The 25,641-nt window shown below is 73.7% G+C and carries 11 protein-coding genes and 1 pseudogene; 6 read left to right on the forward strand and 6 right to left on the reverse strand.

The features are described from left to right. Nucleotides 1-58 precede the first annotated feature (58 nt). Complete coding sequence (locus tag WMF34_RS33665; RefSeq protein ID WP_437990366.1) at nucleotides 59-12,229, reverse strand: tetratricopeptide repeat protein; 12,171 nt, start codon at nucleotides 12,227-12,229, stop codon at nucleotides 59-61. 289 nt (nucleotides 12,230-12,518) lie between these two features. Between WMF34_RS33665 and WMF34_RS33670 the strand changes: the two genes are divergently transcribed. Further along, nucleotides 12,519-12,710 (forward strand): WD40 repeat domain-containing protein, encoded by a 192-nt coding sequence (locus tag WMF34_RS33670; RefSeq protein WP_157907083.1) that lies wholly within the window; start codon nucleotides 12,519-12,521, stop codon nucleotides 12,708-12,710. Between the two features lie 15 nt (nucleotides 12,711-12,725). Continuing rightward, nucleotides 12,726-12,818, forward strand: a pseudogene (locus WMF34_RS33675) (hypothetical protein); the annotation flags it as partial. A gap of 87 nt (nucleotides 12,819-12,905) precedes the next feature. On the opposite strand, the gene WMF34_RS33680 reads toward WMF34_RS33675, so the two are convergent. Next, on the reverse strand, nucleotides 12,906-14,933 hold the full coding sequence (locus WMF34_RS33680; RefSeq protein WP_437990367.1) for a leucine-rich repeat domain-containing protein: 2,028 nt from the start codon (nucleotides 14,931-14,933) through the stop codon (nucleotides 12,906-12,908). A gap of 322 nt (nucleotides 14,934-15,255) precedes the next feature. Here WMF34_RS33680 and WMF34_RS33685 point away from each other — a divergent pair, with 322 nt between their 5' ends. Further along, the gene (locus tag WMF34_RS33685) at nucleotides 15,256-15,984 is read left to right on the forward strand and encodes an enoyl-CoA hydratase/isomerase family protein (RefSeq protein WP_044969704.1); all 729 of its coding nucleotides are present in this window, start codon (nucleotides 15,256-15,258) and stop codon (nucleotides 15,982-15,984) included. 124 nt (nucleotides 15,985-16,108) lie between these two features. Here the strand turns inward: WMF34_RS33685 and WMF34_RS33690 are convergent, their stop codons facing one another. Then, nucleotides 16,109-17,692, reverse strand: coding sequence for a HEAT repeat domain-containing protein (locus WMF34_RS33690; protein WP_157907084.1), 1,584 nt, complete (start codon nucleotides 17,690-17,692; stop codon nucleotides 16,109-16,111). Between the two features lie 344 nt (nucleotides 17,693-18,036). On the opposite strand from WMF34_RS33690, the gene WMF34_RS33695 reads away from it, so the two are divergent. After that, on the forward strand, nucleotides 18,037-18,234 hold the full coding sequence (locus WMF34_RS33695) for a hypothetical protein (RefSeq protein ID WP_437990368.1): 198 nt from the start codon (nucleotides 18,037-18,039) through the stop codon (nucleotides 18,232-18,234). A 481-nt stretch (nucleotides 18,235-18,715) separates the two neighbouring features. Here the strand turns inward: WMF34_RS33695 and WMF34_RS33700 are convergent, their stop codons facing one another. Beyond that, nucleotides 18,716-18,868, reverse strand: coding sequence for a hypothetical protein (locus tag WMF34_RS33700; RefSeq protein WP_437990369.1), 153 nt, complete (start codon nucleotides 18,866-18,868; stop codon nucleotides 18,716-18,718). 178 nt (nucleotides 18,869-19,046) lie between these two features. Between WMF34_RS33700 and WMF34_RS33705 the strand changes: the two genes are divergently transcribed. Next, nucleotides 19,047-20,576, forward strand: coding sequence for an IS1380 family transposase (locus WMF34_RS33705; RefSeq protein ID WP_437994682.1), 1,530 nt, complete (start codon nucleotides 19,047-19,049; stop codon nucleotides 20,574-20,576). A 461-nt stretch (nucleotides 20,577-21,037) separates the two neighbouring features. On the opposite strand, the gene WMF34_RS33710 is transcribed toward WMF34_RS33705, so the two are convergent. Then, the gene (locus WMF34_RS33710; RefSeq protein ID WP_437990370.1) at nucleotides 21,038-21,715 is read right to left on the reverse strand and encodes a DNA alkylation repair protein; all 678 of its coding nucleotides are present in this window, start codon (nucleotides 21,713-21,715) and stop codon (nucleotides 21,038-21,040) included. Between the two features lie 1,287 nt (nucleotides 21,716-23,002). Here WMF34_RS33710 and WMF34_RS33715 point away from each other — a divergent pair. Next, nucleotides 23,003-24,076 (forward strand): SBBP repeat-containing protein, encoded by a 1,074-nt coding sequence (locus tag WMF34_RS33715; RefSeq protein WP_437990371.1) that lies wholly within the window; start codon nucleotides 23,003-23,005, stop codon nucleotides 24,074-24,076. 129 nt (nucleotides 24,077-24,205) lie between these two features. On the opposite strand, the gene WMF34_RS33720 is transcribed toward WMF34_RS33715, so the two are convergent. Beyond that, nucleotides 24,206-25,528, reverse strand: a complete 1,323-nt coding sequence (locus tag WMF34_RS33720; RefSeq protein ID WP_437990372.1) for a ferritin-like domain-containing protein — start codon at nucleotides 25,526-25,528, stop codon at nucleotides 24,206-24,208. Between the last annotated feature and the right edge of the window lie 113 nt (nucleotides 25,529-25,641).

Here is a 25,641-nt window from a genome sequence, read left to right on the forward strand (position 1 = left end):
GCCGCGGAGGCGGCCGCCGCGACCTGGGCATACCCGCGGAGACGCGCGGGACAGGCCCTCAGCCGGCGCGCAGCTCGTCGAGGAGCGCCCGGGCCGCCTCGAGCGAGCCGTCCTCCGAGACGGACTTGTCGAGCATCAGGCGCGCTTTCCGTCGGTCGCCGGCCGCGAGCGCCATCGCCCCGAGGTGGTAATAGGCGAGCGCCCGCGCGGCGGGCGTCGTGCCTCCCTCGCCGGGCTCGGGGGAAATCTTCATCAGGGTGACCGCGCGGTAAGCGCGCGCGGCGATGTCCTCTTCCCCCAGCCCGAGCGCGCTCTCGCCGAGCTCCATGGCGATCTCGCCGTTCTGAGGATCGTTCTCGAGCGCCCTCGTGAGCGCCGTGAGCGACTCGTGCAGATTGCCCTCGGCGTCCTCGATCCGCGCGACGCGGTGGTAGACGGCGCCGAGGTGCCGCGAGCGGCGCCCCTTGGCAGCCACGATGAGCTCGGCGGTGACCGCGCGCGCCTCTCTCGAGTCGCCCGCGGCGATCAGCGCGTCCACGAGCAGGAGGGCAACCTCGTTATCTTCAGGGCGCAGGGAGCGCGCCTCCCGGAGCGCCGCGGCCGCTTGCGCGGCGTCGCCGACGTCGAGCAGCAGGCGGCCGGCGGCGACGAGGAGCGTGAAGCGGCCGGCCACGTCGGACGCCGCGGCGGCGTCCTCGAGCGTGATGGCGGCGAGCTCGCGGTTCGCGCCGATCTCCGCGTAGAGCGCGCGCAGGCGATCGCGGATCTCGGGATTGCCCGGCGCGGCGCGGAGCGCGCGCTCGAGCCCGCCGCGGGCGTCGCCCAGGTGGCCCGCGCGCGCGCACGTGCCGGCCAGGAGGAGCGCCGTGGCGACGAGGGCGTCGCCCTCCTCGAGCGCGATGAGCCTGCGGTAGACGGCGCTCGCGGCGTCCCACCGCGCGGCGGACTCCTCGAGGCCGGCGAGCGCCTTGAGCGCGGCGCGGTCCTTGGAGTCGGCGTGGAGCAGATCGCCGAGGTGGGCGCGCGCGCGCTCGACGTCGCCCGAGCGCGCGAGGATCTCGGCGAGGCGCAGCCGGAGCGCGCGCGGCGAGGCGGCGCCCGCCGCGTCCTCGCTGAGCGTGCCGCCGGCCTCGGCCTCGGCGGACCGCGCGCCCGCGTGGTCCGCGCGCGCGAGCGCCCGCTCGAGCTCGGCGACGAGCTCGCTGGCGTACTCGGCGCCGCCGAGCGCGTAGGCGCGCTCGAGATCGGCGAGGGCGCGGTCGCCCTGGCCGAGCGCGCCGTGGACCTCGGCCCGCGCGCGGTAAAGCCACGGGTCGTCCGGGCTCGCCTCGAGCGTCGCCGTGAGCGCGCGGGCCGCGCGGGCGTGGTCGGAGACCGCGCCGCACGCGTCGATGAGCGCGATCAAGACGTCGCGATCCCCGGGCGCGACGCGGAGGGCGCGCTCGAGGAGCTCGGCCGCCGCCGCGGCGTCGCCCGCGCGATCGCGGAGGATCTCGGCGGCGCGGCAGAGCGACGCGACGCGCGCCTCGTCGCCGTCGGCGCCGTGCGCCGTCAGCACGTGGAGCTCGGCGAGGGCGTGCCAGGCCTCGCGGGCCGCGTAGCGCGACGCGAGCTCCTCGCGGAGCCGGTCGTTCGCGGGGTAGACGGCGTACCCGGCCTTGAGGGCGGCCTCCGCCGCGGCGTCGTCGCCGCGCGCGCCGTGCAGCTCGGAGAGCTCCAGGGCGAGCTGGGCCGCCTCGCCGCCCTGCTCGGTGCGCAGGAGCTTCTCGAGCGCGTCGATGAGGTCGTCCGCGTTGTCGCGCTTCCGGCTGAGGCGCACGAGCGCGCGGAGCACGTCGCGGTTCGCGCCGTCCCAGTCCGCGGCCCCGAGATAGACGTCGCGCGCGCCGCGGTCGTCGCCGCGCTGCTCGAGGAGGGCGCCGAGGCGCATCGAGATCGAGGCGATCGAGGCGACATCCGCGCGATCCTTGGCGGCGTCGAGCTGCAGCGCGAAGAGCTCGCCGAGCTCGTCGGTGCGGCCGGCCTCCTCGAGCATGGTGGCGAGGAGGATGGCGGCCTCCATCTGGGTCGGATCCTCGTCGAGGATGTCGCGGAGCAGGGCCGCCGCCTCCTCCGGCGACTCCCGCGCGAGGAGGCGCGCGCGCTCGAGGCGCAGCGCGCAGCGCTCGGCGAGATCGTCGACGAGGGGCGCCGTCTCCTCGAGCAGCGCGGAGAGGCGCGCCGCGTCGCCGCTCCGCCGGTACACGCCGGCGAGGGGCGTCCAGATCTCGCGCTCGGCGGGCTCGCGGGCGCGGAGCTCCTCGTAGAGGCGCGCTGCGCGGGAGAGGTCGGCGAGCGGGCCGGCGGCGAGCTCCGCGGCGTGCAGGAGCAGCGCGCGCTCCTCCTCGGGCGCCGAGGCGCGCGCGGCGCGCTCGCAGAGCGACGCGGCGGCCGCGAGATCGCCGGCCTCCTCGCGGAGCTCCGCGAGCGCGACGAGCGCCCACGCGGAGCCGGACGGATCGGACGAATCGGACGGATCGGATGAATCGGACGAAGATCGCGCGCCCGAGCCGACGATGCGCAGCAGGATCGACTCGGCCAGCCCGCGATCGCCGAGCGCGCGGGCGGTGCGGACGGCCTCCTCGAGGACCCCGGGGCCCTCGACCTCGGCGAGGAGCAGCAGCGCGTCCACGAGGGCGCGCGGCCGCCCGCTCTGCCGGGCGAGGCGCTCGAAGAGGCGGATCGCGCGCGGGTTCCTCGGATCGGCGCGGAGCGCGTCGCGCAGGATCGACTCGGCCCGGTCCGGATCGGCGTGGAGGTCGAGCGCCTCTTCGAGGAGCGAGATCGCCTGATCGACGTCCGCCGCGTCCGCCGCGAGCAGCGCGGCCAGGCGGTACCGCGGCCCGGCGCGATCCGCGCCGCCCGCGGGGGCGGCCGGCGCGTCGGCGAGGCCGATGCGCTTGCGGAGGACGTCCGCCTGCGCGGCGCGGTCGCCGAGGCGCGCGTAGATGGCCTCGAGCGAGCTCCACACCTGCTCGATGTCGGTGCCCGCGTCGCGGCCCGCGCGGGCGTAGAAGGGCGCGCCGGCCGCGATCTTCGCCTCCGCGCGGCGGTAGACGGCCGCGGCGCGCTCCTGATCGGCCGGCGAGAGCTCGAGGGCGCGGCCGAAGCGGAGCAGGAGCGCGACCTCGTACGGCTCGGACGCCGCCCGGGCGACGAGCCGCTCGACGAGGTCGAGGTACCGCTGCGTCTGGCCCGAGCGGCGCGCGAGCTCGAGGGCGGCGTCGTGCGCGGCGCCGGCGCCCGGCGTGAGATCGAGGGCGCGCAGGCGGGCCGAGAGCGCGGGCTCCGGGCGATCGAGCGGGCCTTCGTAGAGCGACGCGAGCTCGCCGAGCGCCGCGGCGGCGTCCTCGGCGGGCCCCTCGGCAGGGCCGGCGAGCCGCGCCTCGAGGGCGCGCGCGAGCAGGTCGTGGCGCCCGCGGGCGCGCAGCGCGGCGAGGAGCTTCTCGTGCTCGGCGTCGCTCTCGCGCGCCGCCTCGAAGGCGGACTCGACGTACTCCGCCTCGCGATCGGGCGCCCCCTGCCGGCGCGCGATCTCGCCGAGCGCGAGCAGGACCTCGGCCCGGCTGAACGAGGTCGAAGGCGGGAGGCCCACGCTGGAGCGCATCGGCGGCATCGTGCTGCGCCGCACGCCGACGAGCCCCTCGCCCTCGTCGCGGGGCCGGCGCGCGACGAGCAGCAGCGCGCGGTAGGCGCGGTGCGCGCGCTCGAGCTGGTCGTCCTCGAGGGCGAGGCCGGCGAGGCCGTGGAGCGCGTCGGGGTGCGCGGGGTCGACGCGCAGCGCGAGGTCGAACTCCGCCATCGCGCGGGCGCGATCGCCCGTCGCGAGCGCGACGCGGGCGAGCTCGTAGTGGACGAGCGCGCGCTCCTTGGGGCGGCGGGTGCCGAAGTCGGCGATGATCCCGCGCAGGGCCGCTGTCGCGTCGTCGGTCCTGCCGGCGGCGGAGAGGGCGCGGCTCCGCGCGAGGCGCAGCGAGAGGTCGTCCGGCGCGAGCGCGATGGCCTCGTCGAACAGCGGGATCGCGGCGGCGGGCGAGCCGCCGCGCGTGAGGTAGAGGTCAGCGGCCTCGCGGAGGAGCGAGAGCCGGGCCGGCGCCTCGTCGGCGCGCGCGGCGTCGCCCGCGATGAGCGCGGCCAGGGCGCTCCACGCGCCCGACGCGCGGTAGAGGTACGCGAGCCGCTCGCGCAGCGGCGCGGGCTGCGCGGCGCGGGGCAGCGCTCGCTCGAGGGCGGCGCGGGCGCGATCGGCCTCGCCGGCGGCGAGGTACGCGTCCGCGAGGCGGAGCGCCGCCTGGTGCAGCTCCTCGGGCGCCGCGCCGGCGCAGAGCCGCTCGAGCGCCTCGGCGGCGGCCGCGTGCTCGCCGCGGCGCGCGAGCAGCCGGGCGAGGGCGTCGAGCGCCTCGACGGACCCGATGTCCGCGGCGCGGCGGTAGCTGGCGATCGCGCGCTCGGGCTCGTTGAGCTCGTGCTCGGCGAGGGACGCCGCCTGGAGCCAGAGCTCGGCGGCCGCCATGCCGGCGTCCGCCGACCCGCGCGCCGCCGCCTGCTCCTCGCGGAGCAGCATGAGCTCCCGGTGCAGCCCGCCCGCCTCGAGGAGCGAGGCGAGCCTGTCGATCGACGGGCCGTGCCCCGGGCTCTCCGCGAGGTTCCGGCGGAGCAGCGCGATCGCCTCGGACGCGCGCGTGGCGTCCGCGAGGAGCTCCGCGGCGTCGTAGCGGAGCGCGACGCGGCGCTCGAGATCGCCGGAGACCTCGATCTGCCGCTCGCGCAGGCGCACGAGCTCCTCGCGCCGCCCGGCCGCCCGGAGCAGCGCGGCGAGGCTCTCGCCGACCGGCTCGTCCGTCGGATCGTCCGCGAACAGCCCGCCGTAGAGGGCGATCGCCTCGCCGGGCTCCGCCGCCTCGGCGGCGACGCGCAGCAGCCGGCGCCGCTCGCTCGGCGCGAACGGGAGCGCGGCGCCGCGCCGGCACAGCGCGACGATCTGCGGCCTGTCGCCCGCGCCCTCGAGCATGCCGACGAGCGCGTCGATCGCCCAGAGGGCGGCGCTCGAGGCTGGCCACGCGCCGGGCGCAGGGGGCTGCTCCTCCGCGTCGGCGAGGCGCTGCACGGCGATCTCGAGGAGCCCGGCCGCGATCTCGCGGGCCCGCACCGCGTCGCCGGCGTCGCGCGACGCCTCCACGGCCTCGCGGTGGAGGGCGAGGTCGTGCCCGGTCGCCGCGGCGAGCCGGAGCAGCGTCGGGACGAGCGAGGGCCCGCGCCGCCGCCGCAGGAGCTCCGCGAGATCGAGCAGGATCGCGCGGTTCGCCGGGTCGTGGAGGAGCGCGCGCTCGAACGCGCGCTCGGCGGCGTCCTCGTCGGCGCGCGCGTCGCGGTGCCAGCGGCCCACGCGGGCCGTGAGGTCGCGGAGCGTGGCGGCAGGGACGTCGCCGCGGCGCTCGAGCTCGGGCAGCGCGTCGGCGATCGTGTGCCAGCGGCCCGCGAGGTCCGTGAGCCGCAGGAGGCCCTCGGGCGGCTCGGCGCCGGGCGACAGGAGGAACGCGCGGAAGGCGAGCTCGAAGGCGCCCTCCCGGTCGGCGCCTCGCTCCTCGAGGAGCGCCGCGGAGGCCTTCAGGATGGCGACCCGCTCGGTGTCCGTCCCGGCCGCGGCGAGCCGCGGCTCGAGCAGCGCGATCTGGCCGCGCCAGTCGTCCGCGTCGGCGCAGATCTCGAGCAGCGCGCCGACGGCGGCGACCAGCGCGCCGCGGTGCTCGGCCGACGCCGGGTCGATGCGGCGGAGCAGCTCCTCGAGCCCCGCGCGCGGCCCGGGCGAGCGCGCGTCCCGCTCGCCTTCGGCCGCCCCCCACTCGCCCTCCCCGCCAGAGCCCTCGACGCCCGCGCGGCGCGCGTCCCGCTCGGCCTCGTGCGCGCGGCGGTAGCCCTTCACGGCGAGCTCCCACGCGAGCGTGCGATCACGGTGCGTGTCGCCGAGGCGCTGGAAGAGCTCCACGCTGCGCGCCGCGCCCGCCCCGCCGGGGAGCGCGCCGGCCGCGGACGCCTCGACCTCGAGCAGCGCGACGAGGTCGCCCCAGCGCTCCGCGCGCGTGTAGAGCGCGCAGAGCGCGTCCCCGCTCTCCGGGTCGGGCGCGAGCTCCTCGCGGATGCGGCGCCAGGTGGCGATGGCCTCGTCGGCGTCGCCGAGCTCGCGCTCGAAGAGCCGCGCGACGCGCCCGAGATCGCGGCGGCCGCCCGCGCCGCCGCGCACGGCCGCGCGGCGCTCCAGCACGGCCGTGAGCTCGCGGTACCGCCCGCCCTCCTCGAGGAGCGCCGCGAGGCCGTCGAGCGCCGCGAGATCCTGGCGGTCGTCGACGAGGCGCGCCGAGTACGCCGCGATCGCCCGCGCCTCGTCGCCGAGCCGCGAGGAGGCGAGCCGCGCGAGCTCGCCGAGGGCCTCGCGCCGCGCCGCCGGATCCGTCTCGATCGCGGCGAGCGTGTCGAGCACGTCGCACCGCTCGGCGACGCGGTCGGCCTCCGCGAAGAGCCGATCGAGCGCGCGGGCGGCGTCCCGCGCGGCCTCCGCGTCGCCGCTCGCCTCGGCGAGCGAGAAGAGCCGGCGGAAGAGCGCGATCGCCCCGTCGGCGTCGCCGAGCCGGTCGCGGCGGAGGAGCGCGGCGTCGCGCACGAGCGAGAGCGCCTGCCGCGCGTCGCCGGCGCGGGGCTCGGCCGCGGCGAGGACCTCGGCGAGGCGATCGTGCCGGCCGAGGCGCTCGGCGAGCTCGGCGAGCTCCGCGCGATCGCCGGCCTCCGACGGCCTGAGCTCGACGAGCTCGGCGAGCCGCGCGAACGCGCCCGGCTCGTCGCCGAGGGCGTCGCGGCGGAGCCGCACGATCTCGCGCAGCAGCGCCGGGCGGTCGCCGGCGTCGGCGCCCGCGAGCTGGATCTCGAGCACGCGCACGAGGTCCGTGGGCCTCGCCTCCTCGCGGTAGCGCTCCGCGAGCAGCGCGGCCGACCGCTGCCGCGCCGCGAGCGCGCCGGCCTCGCCGGGCGCCTGCTCGGGCGGCAGCGCCCCGAGGATCCGCTCGAGCAGCGCGAAGGCGTCGACGGGGCGCGGCGCCGCGCGGGCGGCGCGCGGCTCCGGGGGCGCGTCGAGGAGCCGCTCGACCACGGGGAGCGCCGACGCTGCGTCGCCGACGCCCTCGATCCAGAGGAGCGCGACGCGCTCGCGGAGCCGATCCGCGGCGTCGCCGGAGAGCCTCGGCAGCTCGGCCGACAGGAGATCGATGAGCGGGCGGTGCCTGCCGTGCCGCTCGTAGAGCCGCTCCAGCGCGGCGCGGGTGCGCGCGTCGTCCTGGAGCGGGAGGAGCTGCTCGAGGTAGCGCATCGTGCGCTCGCCGTCGCCGGCGAGGTCGCGCGCGACGGCCGCGGCGTCCTCCAGCAGGAAGACGCGCTCGTCGGCCGCCGAGGTGCGCTCGAGCATCCCGTCGTAGAGCGCGAAGAGGTCCTCCCAGCGCTCGGCCGCGTTGTAGGCGAGCTTCAGCCGCTCGAAGCCCCAGAGCGAGCCAGGCACGAGCTCGACGAGCCGGCGGAGCAGCGCGAGGGCGGCCTCCGGCGCGTCGAACCACTCCTCGTGGTGCTCGACGGCCCGCCGGCCGATCTCCTCGACGATGTCGGGCGGGAGCGCCGCGCCCGCGTCGAGCGCCGCGGCGTGCGCGGCCGCGACGCGCTCGGGCTGCTTCGCCCGGCGGCCGAGCTCCTCGAGGCGATCCCAGAGGGCGAGCTCGCCCGGCAGCTCGGAGACCGCGCGCAGGGCGACGCCGAGGCCGCGCGGCGCGTCGTGATCGTGGTGCTCGAGCAGGCGCTCGAACCAGCCGCGGCGGACGGCGGCGCGCTGCGCGGCCGCGAGGCTGCCCGCGTCGAGCAGGGCGCCCGGCGCGGCGTCCGCCGGCGAGCTCGCGAGGAGCGCCTCCAGCAGCGCGACGCGCGCCTCGGGGTCGTCGAGCGCGTCGCACGCGCGCTCGAGGAGGAGCGCCGCGCGCGCCTGCGTCTCGGGGCGCCCGAGCGCGCGCTGCGCGATCTCGACCACCGCGGGCCCGATCGTCCCGGCCTCGATCGCGGGCGCGACCGCGTCGAGCGCGTCCGCCGGTCGATCCAGCCGATCGAAGAGGAGCGTCGCGAGCTCGACGTCGAGCGCGACGCGCGCGCTGCCCTGGCTCCGATCGCGGCGCGCCGCGAGCACCTCCGCCGCGCCCTCGTGATCCCCCACCTCGGCGAGGAGGCGCCCCCGCGCCGCGAGCGCGTCGTCGTTCTCGGGATCCGCCTCGAGCAGCCGGGCGTAGAGCGCCGCAGCCGCCGCGCCGTTGCCGATCTCCTCTTCCCACGCGGCCCACGCGGAGAGCGCCCTCGGGCGCTCGGCCTCGTGCCCGCGCTCCACGAGGAGCGTGAAGAGCCAGCGCCGGTCCACGCGGCGAGCGAGCGTGTCGGCGCTCTGCGCGAGGAACGCGCGGAACGCCTCCAGCGCGGCGGCGTCGAGCGCGCCCGGCGCGGCGTCGCCGTCGTCCTGTGGCGAGAGCAGGCGCCGGTAGACGGACGCGGCGTCGTCCTGCCGCTCGGGATCGGCGGCGAGCACGCGCGCGAGCGCCGCCTCGATCGCTCGGGCCCGCGCCGCCGCCTTGCCGGCGGCCGAGCCCCCCTCCCCCTCGGCGCTCATGCGATCGCGGAGATCGAGCGCGGCGTCGACGAAGCGCGACGTCGCGCGCGCCCGGATCGCCGCGTCCTCGAGCGCCGCGAGCGCGGCGAGCGCCTCGTCGTCGGACGCCGCCGTCTCGAGCAGGACCTCGCAGACGGCCGCGAGCCGGGCCCAGGCCCCCTGCCCGCGGTAGAGCGCCGCGAGGCGGGCGGCGGCGTCGCGGTGCTTCGGCGCGACGGAGAGCACGCGCTCGTAGAGCTTCTGCGCCCGCTCCGGATCCGCGAGCGGCCCCTCGGCGAGCCCGGCGGCGCGCTGCCAGGCCGTCACCGCGGCGTCGAGGTCGCCCGGAGCGGCCTGCGCCGCCGGGGCGTCCGCCGCGCGCGCGGCGTCGGCCGCGTTGGCCGCGTGGATGCCGAACGCCGCGAGCTCGCCGAGGCGCTCCAGCCAGAGCGCCTCGTCCTGAGGATCGCCCGCGGCGGCGACGCGCCGCTCGAGCACCTCGCGGAGCAGCGCCGCGTCGCCCGCGGACAGCGCGAGCGCCTCCATCGCGGAGAGCGCGGCGCCGTCGAGCGCCGCGCCGCTCGAGAGGATCGCGCGGTAGTGCGCGACCGCGCTCGGGACCTCCCCGCCCCTCGCGGCCGCGTCCGCCATGCGCAGCTCGTGGGCGACGCGCGCGTCGGGCGCCACGCCCGGGAGCCGCTCGGCCAGCGCGCCGTAGAGCGCGCTCCACGCGTTGCCCGCCGCGTACGTCTCGAGCAGCGCCTCGTACGCCGCGTCGTCGCCCGGGTCGTCCTCGATGGCCGCGCGGTACGTCGCGGCCGCCCCGGCGAGGTCGCCGACGTCGCGGCGCTGGATGGTGCCGATCGCGTGCAGCAGCTCGCGCCGCCGCGCGGGCGCGCACGGCTGCGCGAGCGCCTCGCGGTAGAGCGCGAGCCGCTCCTCGGGGCTGCCCTGCTCGCGCAGGAGCGCGTCCACGCGCGCGATGAGATCGAGCGACGAGGGCTCGAAGGCGAGCGCGCGGCGGTAGAGGGCGAGGGCCTGCGTCACGTCGCCGCTCGCGAGCAGCGCCTCGCCCGCGCGCCGCGCGAGGTGCGACAGCGCCGGGCTGTCCACCGCGCGATCCCCGAGCGCCCCCGCGAGCGCCGGCGCGCGGCGCGCGGACTCGCTGCCGTGCTCCGTCAGCCGCTCGACCTCGGCGACCCACCGCGCGAGCCGCTCCGGCGCGTACGCGGTCGCGAGCGAGAGCCCGCGCGCCGAGAGATCGAGCGCCTTCTTCGGGTCCCTGAGCTCGCGCTCGGCCACGGAGGCCGCCTCCTCGAGCGCCGCGAGCCTGCCCGACACGTCGGCCGGCGCCGGCGCGGGCGCGCCGGGGGCCCACGCCACGGGCCCGAGCTCCGCCTTCGTCTCGAGCACGCGCACGAGCAGCGGCGCCGCCTTCTCCGCCCGCGCGATCGGCTCCAGCACCGCGCAGGCCGCGAGCCGCTGATCGTCGGTCAGCAGCAGGTGGGAGCTCTGCCGCGACGACTCCGCGCCGGCGGCGCCGTTGCCCGGGGGCGCGCCCAGCATCTTCTCGACCGCGAGCCGGCTCGCTCGGTCGGTCGGATCGAGCGCGAGCGCCTGGCGGTACGCGGCGATCGCGCCGGCCGGATCGTCGAGCCGCGCCATGCGGATCGCGCCGATCCGGGCGAGCACCGAGGCGCGGTCCTGCCCGGCCGCGAGCTCGGTCTCGGCCTCGAGGAGCGCCTCGAGCTCGGCCCAGCGCCGCTCCTGCTCGAGCAGCGGGATGAGCCGCGCGTGCGCCTCGCGCGACGCCCCGAACGCCGCGAGGTAGCGGCGCCAGGCGGCGACGGCGGCGGGCAGATCCGCGAGCCGGGTGCGCAGCTCGGCCGCGCGGAAGGCGAGCTCCCGCGCCGCGCGGCGGTCCGGCTCCGCCTCGGCGCGCCGCTCCAGCACCCACGCGAGGCCCTCGTGCGCCGAGGTGGCCTCGTACAGCCGCTCGAGCGCGGCGAGCGCGCCCGGCTCGCGCGAGGAGCCTGACTCCGCGAGCCTGCGGTAGGCCGCGATCGCGCCCGCGGCGTCGCCGAGCTCCTCCTCGTAGAGGCGCGCGAGCCGCTCCGCCGCGGCCTCGCGCGCCCCGGCCTCCGGCTCGGCCTCGGCGAGCCGCTCGAGCGCGCCCGCGAGCCCGCGCGCGTCGCGCTCGCGCTCGCAGAGCTTCGCGAGCCCGCGGGCCGCGCGCCGCGCGGCCGCGTCGTCGGGCTCGCCGTCGAGCGCCTGCTGGAACGACGCGCGCGCCTTCCTGCCGTCCCCGAGGCCCTCGTACAGCTCGCCGAGCTCGGCGGCGATGCGGGCCTTGAGCGGCTTGTCCTTGGCGCCGGCCGACGCGCGCACGAGCACGCGCGCCGCGTCGGCCTGGCGGTCGAGCGCCGACGCGAGCGCGACGAAGCGCTCGCGCACCGCCTCGTCGGACGGGTCGACCGCGAGGATCTGCTCCGACAGCGAGAACGCCGACGCGAGATCGCCGAGCCGCTGGAACTGCAGCTCGACGAGCCGCTTCTGCACCTCGACGCGGCGCGGCCCGCGCAGGTTCTCGATCTGGAGGGCCATCATCCGCGCCGCCTCCGGGTCGTCCCCGCGGCGCGCGTGGGCCGCCTCCAGCGCCGCGGCCGCGCGCACGAGCACGGTCTTGCGCGCGAGCAGGGCCTCACCGGCGCGGAGGGCGGCCTCGTGGCCCGGGCTCTGCGCGAGCACCTCCTCGACGTGCGGCAGCGCCCGCTCGAGCTCCTTGAGCGGGCCGCTGTAGAGGTCGATGAGCCGCCCGCGGATCTCGAGCGCTCCGTCCGGCAGCCCCTCTGCGGTGAGCGCCTGCTCGAGCATCCTCGCGATCTCCTGGTGCCGCCCGGCGCGCGCGTAGCGCGCCTCGAGCTCCCGGCGCGCCGAGGCGTCGCCCGGGTCGACCTTGAGGATCTGCTGGAGCAGCTTGATCGCGCGCTCCTCGTCGCTCGCGCCGCTTCCGGTGACGTCGACGAGCTCGAACGCGCGGCGGAGCAGCGACAGCTGCTCGGCGCGGTCCGCGCGGTGGCCCGCGGCGAGGGCGTAGAGGTCCGCGAGCTTCGCCGGCTCGTTCGCCTCCTGGAGGATGCGCTCGAGCCGGAAGAACGCCTCCTGGTGCGAGGGCAGCACGGAGAGCGCCCGCTCGAGGTAGGGGCGAGCGCCGCCGGGGTCGCCGAAGGAGTCGGCGAGGAACTCGGCGGCGCGCACGAGGACCTCGGCCTGGGCGGCCTGCGGGAGCATCCCGAACCGCCGCTCGCCGACGAGGCGCTCGTAGGCGAACGCGAGCTCGGAGAACCGGTCGTGGCGGGCGGAGGTCTCGTGGAGCTTCGCCCAGAGCTCCGGGTGCAGGCTCCCCTTGGCCGCCGCGGCCACGAGCACGTCGAGCGCGGCCGCCTCGTTGTCGATCCCCTGCTCCAGCGCGGCTTCGAGGTTGTCGATACGGAACGAGACGCGCGCGCTCTTCGTGTCCTGCTGCATGTGGATCCGGACCTCGGCTGGCGGTGGAGCAAGGGGCCGGCGTGCCGGCGCTGCCGTCGAACCTGCGCCCGCAGTGCGCTGCGGAGCGCTGCCCAAGGTAACAGGAGCGTTTCCCAAATGGGCTCGGGGATCGGGGCCCTGCGCTGGCGGGGATAGGCAGATCTTCGCGGGCGGACGGCGATCCTGCGCGGCGTGTGAGTGAGGATGCGGTCGCTGGCTGCCGAGCGGCGGAGGCGCGGAGAGGGGGAGAACATGCGACATCGGCGGCGCCCGATGTCCGGGGCGCGGATTGGCTGCACGGCTGAACTCGGCAACCGGAAGCGGTTCGCGGAGGGCAGCCTGGGACGAGGCACTCCGGCCCATCCGGATCCACTGCGGACCAGTTGACGGGGTTCGGAGCGTCGCGTTCTCGCCAGACGGCACCTTCCTCGCAGCCGGCTGCGGCGACGGCGCAATTCGCGTTTGGGAGATGGGCAAGTAGGAGCAGCCAGCGAGAGTCCTTGAGGGCAAGACGAAAAAACGGATTACGTCGGTCGCTTTCGGCTGGCGCCGAGACATGCTCGCCTCGGGGTCGCCCGATGGCACCGTGCGCCTCTGGAATGTCGCCACCGGCAAACTGGTTTACGTACTTCCCAGGCACAGAGGCGCTGTCGAGAGCGTGGCCATGCCCGCGGGCTCAGGGCGAGCAGGTCCCGGTACCGTTGTCCGCCGCGCGCACGCGGTCGGGCACCCAGTCGAGGCGCTCCACGAACGCCTCGACCTCGCAGCTCGGCAAGCTCTCGTTGCCCGAGATCTCGATCCAGCCGCTGACCGTTCGAGCGCCCAGGCCGCGGAGCGTCGCGAGCGAGCGGTTCCCGTCGACGATGAGGCTCTCGAGATCAGCCAGGCCCTCGAGTCCGGTCAGCCCGAGCAGCGCGTCGTTGTCCTGAATGGCGAGCTGGTTCACGCGGACCAGGCCACGCAGCGCGTCGATGTCCACGAGCGATTCGTTGCCTTCGAGCCTCACGACACCGGTCACGCCGTCGCCCTCGCTCAACGAGCCGAGCCCGTCGAGGCTGGTGAGCCCGGGGTTAGCGGCGATCTCGATCCCGTTTCGGACGTTGCGGAGGCCGCTCAGGTGCCGGAGATCCGTGAGCCGGGGAATGTTCGCGATCGCGAGCAGAGAGAGGTCCGAGATCTGCTCCACGCCTGTAAGGCTCATGAGTCCGGCGTTATTGCCCAGGGAGAGCACCGACAGCTCGGTCACGCCGGCGAGGTCGGACAGGTCCGCCAGCGAGCCGCAATCGGTGATGACCAGCTCTCGCAGGCGCGTCAGGCCGCCGAGATCGATCCTGGTGAGCTTGGGGTTGGAGGTGAAATAAAGCGACTGCACTTCGCTCGAGTCCGAGCCGAGGTGCGCGAGAGCGTCGGCGATCACCAGCTCGGGATTCGATTCGACAACGGCGTACAGGACACCACGGAGCGAGAACATGCCCGTGAGCGTGCCCATCGATGAATTGCCGGTGATGATGAGACCGTCGACGGTCTCGAGCCCCCCGAGCCCGACCAGGTGCCGGAGACGCTCGTTCCGCGCGATGGAGATGGATCCCGCGTGACGGAGCTGGTCGAGTCCGTACAGCGAGGTCAGCTGCGGGTTGTCCGCCACCACGAGGTCCTCGACGGTCGAGAGCCGCGAGACACCGTTCAGCTCGCGGAGCCCGTCGTTCCCGGAGATGTCGAGCACGTCGAGCTCCTCGACGGCCTCGAGGCCGTCGAGGCTGATCAGCGCGTCGTTGTCGATCACGCTGATCTGCCCGCTGCGCAGGCTCACCAGCCCGTGCAGCGTCAAAAGCCCGTCGTTGCCCTCGATCCAGAGCTCCCCCCGCTCGAAGCTCTCGAGGCCTGGCAAGAACAGCAGCGCATCGTTGTCGACAAGGCGGAGCGTCCCCCGGCGGAAGCGCTGCAGCCCGTCCAGCGACACGAGCTGGTCATTGCCCTCGATCCGCAGCACCCCCTCCTCGAACCTCTCGAAGCCTGACAAGGAATCGAGCGCATCGTTGTCGACCACGTGCACCTCGTGCAACGTCAACCCGACGCCGGCGACGCTCTCGAGGATCGGGTTTTCACGGATCTCGATGTTCCCCTTGACCTGTTGCAGGCTCGGAAGCCCGCCGAGACGGAGCAGCGACGCGTTCCGCGCCACCTCCAGCCGCGCCCCGATGAAGGAGAGGGAGTCGAGCCCGTCGAGGCTCGACAACAGCGTGGTGTCGCTGATCACGAGGCGGCCCGAGATCCTCGTCAGGCACGCGAGCGGGGACAGGTCGGAGACCTCGCCGCCGATGTCGAGCCTGCCGTTGAGCACGGTGACGCCGCGCAGCTTCTCGAGATCCTCCTGGCGATTGACATTCCAGGGGCCGCTTTCCACGCGGGCCGGGTCGCACCCCTGCTCGGCGCCCCCCGCGCCGCCGGCACCCGCGCCCCCCGCGCCACCGACGCCCGGCTCGCTCGGCCCGCCTCCCGAGGATTGACCGCCTGAGCTGGCGCTCGCGCCGATCGCCGGGTCGCCCGAGCTCGATGACGTGGCGCCGGCACCGCCAGCCCCTGCCGTCGATCCGACCTCGCCTTCCTCCGCCGGCGGTCCCTCGATGTCGAGCGCATCCCGGGCCCCACAGGCCGACGCGAGCGCAATCGCCGCAAACACGCCCACCCACCACGGGTTCCGCATGCTGCGATGTTGGGCTCACCGCGATCCCGCGTCAAGAACGACCGGGGGCTGGAACCGTGCGGCTGCAGCACGGAAATTTTGCAGGAGATGCTGAGCGCGTCGTGCCCGTCTCGCTCGTCTGGGACCTCTGACAGGTCCGCTCAGGGTGGCTGTGGCATGAAAGCGTGTTCGTTCGGCGCGTGGATCATCTGTTGATAGAGCGCCGCGTTTGCAGGAGGGATCGCCTGCGATCTCGCACACGGAGCCTGATCACCACGGCCGCGGCGCGGGGGCCAGGGCGAGCGAGCTTGCGCCGCGCTCGTCTCTGGGCGATCGTCTCTCCATGCAGTTCGTCGAGGTGCTCACCAGAGACGGCATCGCCGAGGTCACGCTGAGCCGACCGAAGGTCAATGCCATGAACCAGGCGGTGCTCCGCCAGCTGGCCGACGTCTTCCAGCGGCTCGCGGAGGACGACGCCACGCGCGGCGTGCTCGTCCGGGGCGCAGGCAACTGCCTCTCTGCGGGTCTCGATCTCCGCGAGGTCGCGTCGCTCGACCGAGAGGGGCTTGGAAGCTTCCTCGACGATTTCGACGCCGCCTTCGGCGCCGCTTTCCGTTTTCCGAAGCCGCTCGCCGCCGCCGTTCACGGCCATGCGATCGCGGGCGGGCTCCTGCTCGCGATGTGCGCCGACTTCCTCGCCCTGGGCGCCGGCGACTACAAGGTCGGTCTCCCCGAGCTCGCCGTGGGCATCGCCTTCCCGCGCGTCGCCTTCGAGATCGCCCGGACCGCCTCTCCCGCCCGCGCGCTCCGGAGGCTCGTCTTCGGCGCGGAGCTCCATTCCCCCGCGAGCCTCTTCGACATGGGCGTCGGCGACGCGCTCTCCGCCGAGCCGCTCGAGGAAGCGCGCCGCGTCCTCGCCACGGCGTGCGGCCGCCCCGCCGCGGCGTTCCGCCTCGCCAAGGCGAGCCTCCGCAGGGACGCGTGGGAGCGGGTCGCGGCGCAGCCGCCGGCCGAGCGGGAGGCCCTGATGGACGCGCTCCTCTCCTCGAAGCAGGCCTTTCTGCCGGCATGAACGCGCAGCGCCCGGCGCAGAAGGGCCGTCGCTCGCGCCCCTGAGCGCGCCAGTCGCCGAGCTCCCCGCCGCCTCGCAGTCTGCGGTGGAATCACTTCGTGGCTCGACGATCCAGCGCTCTCCTTCAAGGCCAATCGTCGACGGATGACCCCGCCGCCCAGGGCGCGAGCGCGAGCTGAACATCGATGTTGTCGACCTCGCTGAGCGCGTCGCACAGTCCCGGGTGGAGACCGAGACGCTCGCACGCGGAGAGGAGCGCGACGTGAACCGCCCAGGTAATCTGCGGCGGCTCGGCGAGCAAGGGGAGGAGCGCCACGACCTCGGCGTGCGCGCCGAGCTTCGCGAGCGCGTCCACGGCGCCGCACCGGACCGGCTCGCGCGCGTCGCTGCGCGCCAGCGCGAGCAGCCGGGGGATGGCCTCCTCCTTGAGCGCATGGGTCGCGTACGTGTTCAGGGTCTCGAGGGCATGCGTGCCTGTCGTCCCGAGCTCGCCCAGGTGCTCCCAGGCGGGCCCCGCGAGGGCCCGGTTCGCAGGGAGCTCGCCGAGGCAGTACATCGCGCTCTTCCTGACGTAGAAGGCAGGATCGCGGGTGAGCCCGAGAAGGGCCTCCTGCTCGTCCCACGCGGCGAGGAGCGACGCGGATCGCTCGCGGATCCAGGGATCCGGATGACCCGCCAGGAACGCCGCCGCTGCGCCGCGATCCGCCGCGACGCCCGCTGCTCGGAAGCGGTCCGCGAACCGATGCTTCCTCTCCGCCCAGCAGCCGTCGAGATCGGCATAGAGCGCGAGGAGCTCGGCCATCTCGAGAACTGCCTCGGATCCCTGATCGCCGCCGGGCGAGGAGATGGGGCCGCGCGCGGCGGGATCGTCCGCCTCCGGCGCGTCATCGTCTCCCAAAACGCCAAGGAGATGCCGGACCGGCTCCATCCACGCGAGGAGAAACCGCCGCTCGGCCGGCCCGGCGCGCTCGAGCGCCCACCGGAACCTCCCCTCGCGGATCTCGAAAGCGCAGGCGGCCGCCGCGGCGCGCACCCGCTCGTCAGGGTGCCCGCACAGCGCGGCGACCGCGTCGAGGCAGCGCCGGCTCGGGTAATAGTGGAGCGTCTCCAGCGCAGCGACGGCGACGTCGACCGCGGGATCCGCGGCGGCGCGCAGGAGCGGCGCCTCCGCCGCGACCGGCTCGTCCCATACAAGCGCGTCGGCGGCGACCTTGCGGATACCCGCGTCGGGGTGCCCGAGGGCGGCGATCATCAGCGCCTGGAAGCGCGGCTCCGAGAAGCCGAGCGCGAGGGCCTCTATCGCTTCCTTGTGAAGCGTGTGCGCGGGATCCCGGGCAACCGGCTCGACGAGGTCCGCCTCGGCGCGCCCCATGAAGAGCAGCGCGTGACGGCGAAGCACGATGTCGCCCTCCGCCCAGGCGGCCCTGAGCCAGGCGCCGCCCGGTGGATTCCCGGCGCTCCTCAGGATCGCGCCCGCAGCCTCGCGCGCCGCCTCGGGCAGCTCGCGCGCCTCCACGATGCGCATGAGCCGCGCCGCCGCGCGCGGGTCCTCGACGCGCGCCAGGGTCGTCGCGATCTCGTCCCGCTCGGCCTGGGAGCGCTCGGGCAGCACCAGCCAGCCGAGGAGCCGCTCGGTCCACGACCGGTCCTCGGCGCGCTGGATCTCGTCGTGGGGAATGGCCTGGAAGCTCTCGCGGCGATCGTTCACGGTGAGGCCCGCGATCCTATCAGCCGGCGAGGCGCTCACCGAGCGGCGGGAACGTGCGCCTGTATCGAGCGGGAAGAGGCGGGTCGAGCGGCGGATCGGCTCGGCCAGGAGAGGCCCGCCGTCGTTGCCGGAGGTCGAGGGCTGGTTGTGCGGCGCCCCAGCCGCGTTTACCGGCGGGCGCGCCGGTCAGCCGTGAACGCGGCCGGGACCTGCGCGACGGGAACGGCCGGAGGCCGCATCAGGGGAGCGGCGCCCACAGCGTGCCGCAAACCCCACCCGTGGAGTTGATGCGGTCCACGTATCCATACCCCGTGATTGGGGTGTCGGGACACTGGTATCGATTCGTGCCTATCGTGGTCGGGCTCAGGGACGACGGCGAGCCGGTACCCCAATCCCCCCCGGGCGTGCTGCACCGGACCTCCGGCGTGCAGTATAGCCCGGCACTCGTCGTGATGCACCGGACCGCCGTCGCGACCTTGTTGCTCGGGCAATCGGTCGTCCAGCCGTGGTTCGACGTGGACGATGGACCGGGCGTACAGTAGATCCGGAAACTGGTGCGAGCCGAATTGCTCTCCCAGCGGGTCGCGAAGCTCCCGTTCGCGCACGTGGGCTCGACGAAGGGGGTGCATCCATGGATTCCGCAGCTCCCCGACGACCACCCCGTCCAGCCCGACACCGTCGAGGCCAACGTCGCGTCACCGGTCTCCTCGGTGCCGTCCGACTCATCTCCGTCCGACGCGTCCATCGCGCAGCTCGCAGTGGCGAGGGCGATGCACGCGAGGAAAGCTGTTGCTAATGACCGTGTTCGCATATTCTACATCCTTTTGCTGTTGTGGGTGTGATGCCTGCCAGCGGTCCGTCCGCTTCGATGGATGCGGCTTGTCCGCGTCGAGGGAGAAGGGAGGGTGAACCGATCGGGGAATGTCGACTCGCCTGTAACGGCACGCCGCGACGCGCGCCGGTTGATACCGAGTCGGATGGCGCCATGCACCGCTGCAGCGGCGCGAGCGCTCGCTCGGCCCCTCACGTGTAGAAGTTGAATTCCCTTGGTTGGATGTCGAGCTGTCGTGCCTGGACATCGAGCTGGCCGCCCATTCGCGTGCCTCGTCCGATCCTTCCGGCGGCGAGCCCGGCCGCGAACGCCAGCGCGAGCGTCGCACCAGTCACGATGAGCACGCGATCAGCTCGTCACAGACGGCGCTTCAAGTCACCTTTCCCGTGACTGCATCTCGTTGATCGGAGTCTAGTCCTCAATCAAGCGCTTGGAGATCGCTCTTTTTCGGGATCAAAATGAAAAGCCCGGGTGTTTGTCGAGTTGCTGAAGCTTGACAGAGAACACCCGGAGGCTTTTCAGGTGAAGGATCGACGAAGTTGGGTCCGAAGTGAAGCGAGAAAGATCGCCCGGCGACTGAAGCCCGCCCAGGGTGGACGCGACCCGCGTGGAACGGGTCCCGAGCTCGCCGCTCGCACGATTCGTTACGAGGCATCGGATCGGGTTCACGCGATCCCGTGCGGCGGGATCGGTGCCCTTCATCAACTGGCCTGCAAGGTCGGGCTGGTGACCGCGCTCGACACGAGGCTGCCGATCTTAAAGCGCCGGCGCCCGTACAGCGAAGCCGACCATGTGCTCAATATCGCCTATAACATCTTGTGCGGCGGAGCCGTCCTCGACGACATCGAGGTACGCCGCAACGATGTGGCGTTCCTCGATGCGCTCGGTGCGCGCACGATCCCCGACCCTACCACCACGGGCGACTTCTGCCGGCGCTTCGAGGCCGAGCAGATCCAGAATCTGATGGACATCGTGAACGACGTGCGCGTCGGCGTCTGGCAGAGACAGTCGCCGGCGTTCTTCGAGCAGACGGCGCGCATCGACGCGGATGGCTCGATCGTCGCGACCAGCGGCGAGTGCAAGCAGGGCATGGACATCGCGTACAACGGCGTGTGGGGCTACCACCCGCTGGTGGTCTCGCTCGCGAACACCGGCGAACCGCTGTTCATCGTCAACCGCAGCGGGAACCGGCCTTCCCAGGAAAGAGCACCCGAGTTCTTCGCCCGTGCCATTGCGCTTTGCCGTCGCGCCGGATGGACAGAGATCCTGCTGCGCGGCGACACTGCGTTCTCGCAGACCGCGCACTTCGACCGTTGGCACGACGACGGCGTGCGCTTCGTGTTCGGCTTCGATGCGTCCAAGCCGATGGTGGAGCGCGCCGAAGGCGACGACACGAGCGAGTATGATGCGCTCGTTCGCGAGGCGGATACGGTCTTCGAGGGGAGGGAGAGGCGCGCGAAGCAACCACGCATCAAGGAGCAGGTGGTCCGCGAGCGCGAATATCGCAATCTGCGCCTCGAGCGTGAGGACGTGGCAGAGTTCGAGCATCGACCCACCAGGGCCACGCGGTCGTACCGTTTTGTCGCGCTCCGCAAGACCCTCGTCGAGGAACGGGGCCAGCGGTGCCTGGGACATTCCTTCCGCTACTTCTTCTACGTGACCAACGATCGCGAGATGACGTGCGAGCAGGTCGTCCGCGAGGCCAACGGACGCTGCAACCAGGAGAACATGCTCGCGCAGCTCAAGAACGGCGTCCCGGCGCTGCGCGCTCCCCTCAACACGCTCGAGTCGAACTGGACGTACATGGTGATCGCGTCGCTTGCGTGGTCGCTGAAGGCTTGGTTCGCTTTGATGCTGCCCACGAAGCCGCGATGGCGCGAAGCCCACGAGGCCGATCGAGAGCGCGTTTTGCGCATGGAATTTCGCTCCTTCGTGCAGCGGTTCATTCTCGTTCCGGCTCAAATTCTCCATACCGGTCGAACGCTCGTCTATCGGCTCCTCGCCTGGCGCCCCGAGCTGCCCGTTCTCTTCCGCTTCCTTGATGCTCTCTGACGACCGGGCTTGCCCGACGCACTGAGGCACGGGCAGGTCGACGGTGGACCCACAACCCCACAACATGAAACGAGGATTCCTTGACCAGCCGCAGCGACGATCACCGAGCTCCGGCTCTCCGGCAGGACGGATCCGTTCGACGATTCGAGACGGCGGACCGGCTCATTTCACGGATCGCCAAGCGCTTGATTCAGGTCTAGTGTGCTGCATCGCAAGGCGCAAGATCTGTCCGCGCCAATTCGGTGCACCCGATGCCGGCGCCCGACGGTCTGACAGACCATCATGGAATCATCCAGCACGGGAGCGCGCGCTTGACCTTACCCCCGGCGCAGTCTGCTCCTGTTGCAATTGGATTGTTCTGCTGTCCCCCGTCGCGTCGCGCCTCGCCTCGCGGCGGGCCGAGCGCAGGCGCGCGAGCATGCCGATTTCACGCCATCGGTAGCGGGGCGCGCCGCCCCCCTTCACTTGCCCCGCGTCTTCGCCGCCTTCTGCCGCCGCACCATCTCCGCAATCCAGACCGGCGCGAACGGCGGCGTGCAGCCCGGCGACGCCGGGTAGTCCTTGAGCACCTCGAGCCGCTCGCCGATGGCCACCGCGCGGGCGCGCAACCCGGGGTTGTGGATGCCGATCTCGGCGAGGCAGTGGTTCATCGACCACTGCTTCGGGCCTGGTGCCGCCTTCATCTCCGCCTCGATCTGGTCGAGCAGCGCGGAGAGATCGAGCCCGGCTGGGCTCTTCACGACGCGGTCCGTCGTCAGGCTCCAGCCGGCGCGCCCGACCAGCTCGCTCGCGGAGTCCTTCCAGCGGACACGCAGCTCCTCGACGTGCCGCGACGCCTTCACCACGTTGACGATGAACCAGTCGAGGAGCTTGGGATAGCCGATCTCCCGGACCATCGCGTCCAGCTCGTCCGCCGAGAAGGCCTTTGGCTTGAACACCAGCGTCGCCAGGAGGCGGGCGTCGGGGTCCCCGGTGCGCCACAGCTCGCCTGCCAGGGCGTGGTCCGCCTTCAGCTGCTTCGCGAGCGCGCGGAGCTGGGTGAGGTTCACGCCGTGGGCGTCTCCGGCGCGGGCGTTGACCTCGCGCATCTTCTCGTTGCTCAGCGCGGCGAGCTCCCGCAGGACGTCGGTGAGGTTCATGGTCTGGAGCTAACCGTATCCGCGCGCGCCGTCCAGCGGCGCGGCGCCGCCTCGGGTGGCTACGCGGATTGGTTGTTGAACCAGCGCCGTTGTTCCAGGAGGGCCGGCGTGCCCCCGCGCGGACGACCAGAGCGTGTCTCGAAGCGCTTTCGGGTGCTCGCGGTGGCGTGAAGGGCGCCACGCCCCACCGCGAAGCGTGGGGCGGCTCAGGGCGCCGCGGGCGGCACGGCGAACGCCGCCGGCTGAGCGTCGGAGGTCGTGGCATGCCGCTGAAAGGAAAGTCCTTCCCGTCGCAGGTGTACTCGAGGGGGAGGGTTTCCCCGAGAGCCCGAGCGCTGCGCTCAGCGCGAAGGCGTCAGGCGGCGGCAGCCGCCTCCCACCCTCGCATTGGATCGCGGAAGGCAGGGGCGCTCGCCCCATGACACCCGCAGATCGCCGCGAGCAGCAGCGCCACAACCTGTCAATCACACTGAAAGCGCGATCCTGCTCGAAGAACTCGCCGACTTCCTCAGCAGAGTGGCGTACGATACTTCAGCGCTCGCGCTGCGCGGGGGCAGTGGGGTCAGTATGCATTCAAACCACGATCGCCAGCGGCCAGCGTACCGCCAGGTCAGCGGCTTGCTCCTCGGCGGAATCGTCCTTCTCGGCTGCGGAAGCACGGTCCGCGAGGATGACACCCGGCCTTCTTCCGGAGGCACAGGCCACTCGGAAGGCACCGGAGCGACAGGCGGCGGAACATCGAGCGGAGGAACGGGCGCGAGCGGCGGCCTTGGGAGTGGCGCTGGGAACACGACCGCCGCCGCCGGCAACTCGGGCGGCAGCGGAGGGGCGTCGGGCGGAGCAACCGACGAAGGCGGAGGGACCTCAGGCGGAACAACGGGCGAAGGCGGCGTGGGGCCGGGCGGAGCCACGGGCGAAGGCGGAACGCCCGGCGACGGAGGAGCAGGTGGCGCGCCGGACGACAGACCCAAGATCTGTCCTGATGGCTCGTTCGACCATGACGGCGACCCCAGCAACACCTGCAAGGCGTGGTCGCGATGCCCCCCGGGTCAGTACATCGCGAAGGAAGGCACCGACACCAGCGATCGCCAGTGCGTGATCTGCGGCGATGGTACCTTTTCGACGATGCAAAACGTGCGCGCGTGCACGCCCTTCACGGATTGCGCGCCGGCTTCGAGCTCATGGCCACAGGGCGGTGTGGCGACCGCCGGAACAGCAACCGCCGATGCCGTATGCGCCGACCCTTATTACAAATTCGGTTCGGAGGGCTCGTACGCGGCCTTTGCCGTGGCGGTCGACGGCGGCGGCAACGTTTACGTCGCGGGAAACACCTACGGCGCGCTCGGAGCGGACGGCGGTGAATCGGACGCCTTCGTCCGCAAGCTCGATGCGCATGGAGCCGTTGTGTGGACTCAGCGGTTTGGGACATCGAGCGACGACCACGCCAAGGGCGTGGCGGTCGACGGCAGCGGCAACGTCTACGTGGCTGGAACCACGGGGGGCGGGCTCGAAGGCGCCAGCGGAGGCTTTGGCGACGCGTTCGTGCGGAAGCTCGACTCGAGCGGCGCGACGCTGTGGACACGGCAGCTTGCCACGTGGCGTTCGGAGTCGGCAAACGCCTTGGCTGTCGATGGCCAAGGAAATGCTTATGTTGTCGGAACCAGCTACGGCGGCGGCCAGAACACGGGTGAGGCGTTCGTGACCAAGATCGACACGAACGGCGCGCCAGCGTGGACTCAGCTGTTTGGTGGGCCAGACGAGGACGAAGCCATGGCCGTGGCGGTCGACGGCAGCGGCAACGCCTACGTCGGCGGATACACCTCCGGTGGCGTCGTCCCAGACTCGGACCGAGGACAGCGGGACGCCTTCGTCCGGAAGCTCGACTCGAGCGGAGCGACGTCATGGACTCGGCAGTTCGGCTCCACGGAGAACGACTTCGTCTTCGCCGCGCGCGTGGACGGCAGCGGGAACCTCTATGTTGCGGGGAGCACCGCCGGCGAGGTCGGCGGCCCGAGCGAGGGATCCCCGGAGGCCTTCGTGCGCAAGTTCGACGCAGACGGCGCGACGTCATGGACTCACCACGCCGGCAATGCGTCCTACGACTACGGCTTTGCCCTGGCCATCGACGGCAAGAACGACGTCTACCTCGTGGGATCCACGAGCAGCGGCGAAGAGGACGTCTACGTGCGCAAGCTCGACGCGAGCGGCGCAGCGCAATGGACCAAGGAGATCGGGACGCCGCGCAGCGACACGGCGCTCGCCGCGGCCGCAGACGCCGACGGCAATCTGTACGTCGCCGGGTACACCGGCGTGTTCTTTACCACGTCGGACCCATTCGTCCTGCACGTGCCCGCCGAATGACCCTGGGCCGTCCGCCCGACGGGCCGCCGGGACTACGCTGAGCGTCTCCAGCGGCGCAACTCTCCCGGCCCGTGGCGCCTGAATTTCCGGCGACGGCTCATTCTCAATCGGCTTTTCTCGCAGGATTTCTCACCCGCGGTGCTGGGCCGAAAGCAGCGTGCGCATGGCCGGCGTGATGACGTCCGCGATCGCGCGGCGCTGCGTGGTGGCCAGGGCGGCGCCTTCGAGCCGCCCGTGCGCGGCCAGGGCTGGAGCGGCCTGTGCCGGGGCGGCCGGCGGGGGCGCCGCGAGGGCGGCATCGAACGCCGCAGCGACCGCCCGGCGCACCGCATCGCCGCCCGCCTGGAGCGCCCAGGCCACGAAGCGCCACGCGAGTTCGGCGTGCCTGGCCTCGTCCTCGGCGATCGTGGCAAGGACGCTCCGGACCGCGGCGTCGCTCGCGTGCGCGAGCTGCTCGCTGGCCTGCACCGCGGCGAGCGTCTCGCCGACGCAGCCTTCACGGACGGCGCGCGCCGCCATCTCGGGGAGATCCGAGCTCACCTCGACGAGGCCGCCGAACTCGAACGGCGCGGGCTCTAGCGCCGCGCCCGCGTACGCGCTCGCCAGCCCGAAGCAGAGCGCCGCATGGCGCACCTCGTCGAGAGCGGCCTCGTGCGCGGCGGCGAGCATCGCGGCGGGGGCGCCGACGGCCATCATCTCCAGGGCGAAGCGCGAGAACGAGGCGATGGATGCGTGCTCGAGCAAGGCGTCGCGGAGCCACGCATCGGCCAGCGCGGCGCGATCTGCCGGCGTCAGCTGCGCGACGTCCGGGCGCACCGCTGCGCCCCACGCGCCCGCCTCCCGCCGCGCTGCCCGCGCGGTGCGGGCGCGCTCGCCCACGACGAATGGGCGGCCCACGGAGGCGCATTCCGCGGTGTAGTCGTAGCAGCACTGACCATCTCGAAGGACGCCCTCGCCGATCTCGTAGACTCCGCAGCCGCTGCCTGGGAAACGGTGTTTACTATCGTAAGGGTTGACAGGAGGGCACGGGCTCGCGGGCGCGCCGCCCTGGCCCCCCACGCCGCCAGCTCCCCCTGCACCGCCCTGCCCGCTGACCTCCTCCCGCGGGATGCAGTGGGTGCCTTCGACGGTGTCGTAGTAGACACCACCCGAGCTCGCCGACACGGGGCCACCGTCGATGCCGCCGCCTTGCCCGTCCATCTCACCACGCGATCCCGAGCTCGCGTCGTCCTCTCCACGCGATCCCGAGCTCGCGTCGCCCGAGGTGCGGCCGCCGCTTCCCGCGGTGAGGCCGCCGCCACCTTCGCCCGACGTGCGGTCCCGGACGACATCGCCGCTGCACGCGGCGCCTCCAGCCACCATGCCGAGCGTCGCCGAGGTGAGTATCGCGCGGGTCAGCCGGTGAGCGAGCGCGATCCGAAATTGAGCCGAAGAAAAGGATGTCGTTGTCATGGGGCCGCCTGTGAGCAGCAAGCATGCCAGACACGAGATCTTGGGGAATTCAGCGCTTCTGTGCCAGAATAGCCGGCACATCCTGACACAGAGATGGGCGCGCGTCGGTGTCG

The organism is Sorangium sp. So ce145, assembly GCF_051525985.1.
Classification (GTDB): Bacteria; Myxococcota_A; Polyangia; order Polyangiales; family Polyangiaceae; genus Sorangium; species Sorangium cellulosum_B.

Bases quoted from the DNA above. Each gene is read 5' to 3' on its own strand.
- WMF34_RS33665 (WP_437990366.1), bottom strand. From the start codon at position 12,229: ATGCAGCAGGACACGAAGAGCGCGCGCGTCTCGTTCCGTATCGACAAC.
- WMF34_RS33680 (WP_437990367.1), bottom strand. From the start codon at position 14,933: ATGCGGAACCCGTGGTGGGTGGGCGTGTTTGCGGCGATTGCGCTCGCG.
- WMF34_RS33720 (WP_437990372.1), bottom strand. From the start codon at position 25,528: ATGACAACGACATCCTTTTCTTCGGCTCAATTTCGGATCGCGCTCGCT.
- WMF34_RS33710 (WP_437990370.1), bottom strand. From the start codon at position 21,715: ATGAACCTCACCGACGTCCTGCGGGAGCTCGCCGCGCTGAGCAACGAG.
- WMF34_RS33685 (WP_044969704.1), top strand. From the start codon at position 15,256: ATGCAGTTCGTCGAGGTGCTCACCAGAGACGGCATCGCCGAGGTCACG.